This window comes from Bartonella sp. SD1336NMGDW (assembly GCF_042193565.1).
In the GTDB taxonomy this organism is placed as follows: domain Bacteria; phylum Pseudomonadota; class Alphaproteobacteria; order Rhizobiales; family Rhizobiaceae; genus Bartonella; species Bartonella grahamii.
In genome coordinates this window covers 7,551-10,993 of sequence record NZ_JBHILW010000025.1, presented here as the reverse complement: position 1 = coordinate 10,993, position 3,443 = coordinate 7,551, and the positions used below count along the sequence as shown (strand labels likewise).

The 3,443-nt window shown below is 39.0% G+C and carries 2 protein-coding genes and 3 pseudogenes; 2 read left to right on the top strand and 3 right to left on the bottom strand.

Translation table 11 applies throughout. The features are described 5' to 3' along the window. The 3 genes and pseudogenes from ACFIKH_RS08255 to ACFIKH_RS08245 all read right to left on the bottom strand — a co-directional run. The coding region (locus ACFIKH_RS08255; protein ID WP_375671451.1) for a phage tail protein at positions 1-313 on the bottom strand (313 nt) is incomplete at its 3' end. 13 nt (positions 314-326) lie between these two features. Beyond that, positions 327-701, bottom strand: a complete 375-nt coding sequence (locus ACFIKH_RS08250) for a hypothetical protein (RefSeq protein ID WP_375627226.1) — start codon at positions 699-701, stop codon at positions 327-329. A 3-nt stretch (positions 702-704) separates the two neighbouring features. Then, positions 705-1,454 (bottom strand): annotated as a pseudogene (locus tag ACFIKH_RS08245) (phage tail sheath family protein); the annotation flags it as partial. Between ACFIKH_RS08245 and ACFIKH_RS08240 the strand changes: the two are divergent. Further along, positions 1,451-1,646: pseudogene (locus ACFIKH_RS08240) on the top strand (transcriptional regulator); the annotation flags it as partial. The pseudogenes ACFIKH_RS08245 and ACFIKH_RS08240 overlap by 4 nt on opposite strands. Positions 1,647-2,437: 791 nt before the next feature. Further along, positions 2,438-3,443 (top strand): annotated as a pseudogene (locus tag ACFIKH_RS08235) (hypothetical protein); the annotation flags it as partial.

Sequence of the window (3,443 nt, the reverse complement as noted above, 5' to 3'; positions counted from 1 at the left end):
TGATCACCACGGGACCATGGAGAAGGACACTATAGGTCGTATCATTGATCCAACGAAGCATCTGGACCGGCTTTGCTCTTCGTATAGTTGTAGTGATGGCATCTATCGCTACCCGGTCCCCAAATTCTTCTGGAAACCAAACCCCATGAATGGTTTTTGCATCATTACCATAGCCGGTAAATTGCAAACTGGGTGCCTTGCCAAAACGCTCCATACAAACCCATGAGGCAGAAAACTCTTCTTCAAAAGATTGGAAATTCAGCCAATCCACATAAAATTGATGCGGACCTAACATCATCAAAGGATCTCTCATAGGCTCCCTCCCCTCATTCTGTCCCCCCATGCAGAGCATTAGCGCGTGCCCGTTGAATGGCGTGGGCAACCGCACGACCAGTGTCCACAGGATCACGGGCGCCATTGACATGCACTGTGATATTTTGATTGTGGGTGGTGGTGGAACGGTCTTTGTCTCTTTGTTCTCTCACAGAGTAATTGGCATGCCCCGCCCCCGCAAATTGTCCAATCGGTTGAATGGCTGTTGTGCCTCCCAAAAAACTTAGCAAAAACTCTCTTAAATTAATGGACCCAAACCACCCCTTCATGCGATGAGGCAAAGATTTACAAAAATCTGTCAATTGTGAGATGGTGCCCATAAAACCATCAACAATCAAGGTAAAACCGCGTACAATGCGTAAAGTCATGCTTTAACTCCTTGCTGCTTTGCGATAAGTTTCAAGCGTATCGCCAAATTGATAAGTCATTTTCTTTTGGATATCTTGCGCCAGCCGATCAAAATAAGCGCTATTGCGCCGGCTGCCGAAACTTAAATCTTCTAAAGGTAGTACTTCTTCCGCATCAAATTCGATCCGCAATTTTCCCAATTGTAAAGTGCTGTTGGAATTTAAATCGCGGTCAAACCAAACCCGCCCACCCAAAAGCGCTCCACGCGCAATCAGATCATCAAGAAACTGCGTGAGGCTGCGGGTAATGGCAATAACATGTTGACCAGTAAGGTTTTCATCATTGGCCCAAGGGCGGAAATTGTTGATGATCGTTTTTTCCAATGCTGCACGGGTGCGCACCACATTGACAAAACGCCAGAGTGGATCACTAGAGGTGGTATGATTTCCCCATAAAATACGTCCATTGGCAGCTATTTGTCCCCCAGAATTACCTAAATGCGCATTTTGGCTAAGCCGTGCTGGAATAAAGGTCGCAATATCGGCTTGGTTGAGGCGATTTGCCTCATGATCGATTTCGCCATCAAAATAGCTAATCGGGCGTGCCGTGCCTAAAATGCCTTTAACATCTTGGTTGGAGGGAGACCAAAAAACACCACCCCTTTGCTTGTCACGTTTGATAAACATGGCGGCAGCAAAAGGACTTGCGGGTTTAACACTAACACCCCCATCACTATTTGCCACCCGTACAAAGGAGTCAATCAAATAACAAAAATGCAACAATCAAACTTCCCCCTGAAGATACAGCGGAACTCGTAGCAGAGCTTGATAAAAAGTTACAAGAGCTTGTTCAAAACATCAAAGACAGAGAAAAAATAGAGCTTACCTTACCTCTTTTTAAAATTGCATTTAAAACGTCAAATAGAGGTTGGAAAAGCACTCAAGAACTACACAAATCCAACCTAACCATCATTATACAATGGAAAATGAAGGTGCATTTCTCCTTACATTAAGATTTTTAATAACACTTTGTTTTTAACATATTATATCTTTTTTTGCTTTTTGGGCTGATTTTGGAGCGAAGTTCACAATTTATAGATTTTTTTCAAAGGGGCTTAAAAGGCGGTTTTCTAGGCTTTCACAGAGTTTTTTTTAAATCTTCAAAGCCTTTTCCTATTTTTCCATTGAATCACAGTTTTTTCTCATTTTCACTATTTTTTAGATGTCAAAATCCATTTTGATAAAACGCCCATTTAATGGTGAAAATTAGTCATAAAAAAATCATAAACTCCCACCTATTCCCACTTAAAAAAAACTCCTGTCAAACGACAAACTTTCTTTTTTGTATATCCACAGCAGCATAGATACTGCTATTCTTTATTGCTCATTTCCTCTCTTCTTGTTTCTTTTTTCTAATATTTTCTCCATTCTTTTCTTTCTTGTTATAACTCAATAAAGTTTATCTCTAAACAATGCACAATAATAACACTATGATATACAATCAAAAAATATAAATAATTTATAATATTATAAAATAATTTTTATTTATAATTTAGTTTTATATTTATTTCATAATGAATAATATAATAATATAATAATATAACGTTATGTATTTTTTATAAAAAAACATTTTTATACTTTACATAAAAATAAAAACAATCTATTGATCTCCAAAGTAGAAAACCATTCATTTTGATATCCTTCTTGTAAGCGGGGGGAAGAATGCGTGGGGCTTATAAGTTAAGGAAAATATCTAAATGTTTAAAAAATCTCTTTTATCCGGCACAGCTGCCGTAGCTGTCATGCTGTTTAGCACCCATTTCAGCGCATATGCGACAGTCCTAAGTGCTACAAGTAATGAAGACGTAAAAGACGTCTCCAGCGACGCCTCCGAAAAAAACTATGATGCGATTAAAGCAACAAATGCTGGAAAAATCATTGGCAAGGATTTAAAAATAACCGGTACTGAATCTGAAAAAACTGGTGTAACATCTACAGATCTTGGTAGCGAAATTACGTTAAAAGGCACAACAACCATTGAAAAAGCTGTGGATGGAATCCTAGCAAAAACAGGTGGTAAAATCACCAGCGAAGATTTAAAAATAAAAGGAGATGATACAGGAACTGGTGTAACAACCACAGATCCTGATAGTACAATTGAATTAACAGGCAAAACAACCATTGAAAAAGTTGCAAAAGGGTTTCTGGTAAATAAGGGCAGTAAAGTCACTGCAAAAGATGTAACGATAATCCTTCCTGAAGCTAAAGAAGACAGCATTGGTATATTCGTCGATGGTGCTAATAGCGTGATTGAATTAACGGGTCAAACAACCATTAAAGACATTGCTGGCGGTGGTCTTAGGGCAACAACTGGTAGCAAAATCGTTAGTAAAGATTTAACAATAACCGGCTCTCAGAACGAAAAAAATACCAATAGCACCGGTATAGCGGCCTACTTGCCAAATACTATGATTGAATTAACAGGCAAAACAACCATTGAAAATATGGTAACTGGGCTTTATACAGCATTTGGTAGCAAAATCGTTAGTGAAAATTTGACAATAACCGGCTCTGAAACTGAAAAAAAGAGTACTGGCGCAAAAGCCGATGGCGCTAACAGCGTCATTACATTAAAAGGCACAACAACCATTGAAAAAGTTGCAAACGGCCTTGATATACAAAATACAGCTACAGCCAGTATGACCGGTGGTTCCATCACAGCATCTCAAATAGGTGCTCTTTTCAACGCTAGCGGAAGTGATG